Source organism: Aerococcus sp. L_32, assembly GCF_050689315.1.
Genome location: NZ_JBOEQF010000833.1, coordinates 1 through 813, shown reverse-complemented (window position 1 = coordinate 813; position 813 = coordinate 1). Strand labels below are relative to the sequence as shown.

The window sequence follows — 813 nt, the reverse complement described above, 5'->3', positions numbered from 1 at the left end:
TAACAAAATTAATCAGTATATTGTAGATAATCCGCAAATACTAGAAACTGTTAACCAATTGGATGTGGACACCAATCAATTGAGAGACCAATTATTCTCAATCGTTCAATCTTTTACATCAGGTATTTTGGATACCACTTTTAGTCTTGTTGGTAACCTTGTGAACGGCGTCTTTAATGCATTTGTAGCCATTATCTTTGGTACGTCAATCCTATTTAAAAAGGAAACCTTAACCAGACAATTTAAAAAGATTATTTACGGTACTATGCCTAAGCACTGGGCCAACTTTACCGTCAACTTAGGCGCTGAAGCCAATCAAACCTTTGGCCAATATGTGTCTGGACAGGTAACTGAAGCCGTTATTTTACTGGTACTCGTCTTTATCGGAATGACCATTTTCAACTTCCCGTTCACCTTATCGATCTCGGTCCTAACTGGTGCAATGGCTTTGGTCCCTATCTACGGGGCCATCATGGGTGGGGTTGTCGGCTTCTTCCTAATCGCTGTTGTTGATGTTGTCCAAGCTATTTGGTTTATCATTTTCATTATTGTAGTCCAGCAAGTGGAAGGGAATATCATATACCCACGAGTTGTCGGTGGGTCAGTCGGTCTACCAGGCATTTGGGTGCTATTCTCAGTAACTGTTTCAGGTGCCTTCTTCGGCCTAGCCGGAATGTTACTATCAGTGCCGATTTTTGCCCTATGCTACAAACTGGCATCCGCAACCATCAATTACAATTTAGACCAAGACAATATCAAAGTAACCACAGAAACCAATAATCTTAAATAAAATCTATTGACTAGTAATTCTTT

The 813-nt window shown here is 40.1% G+C and carries 1 protein-coding gene; it reads left to right on the top strand.

The genetic code is table 11. The annotated features are described in order from the left end of the window. On the top strand, positions 1-790 hold a 790-nt coding region (locus tag ACRCJ0_RS16765), incomplete at its 5' end, for an AI-2E family transporter (RefSeq protein WP_431391290.1). Positions 791-813: the final 23 nt, after the last annotated feature.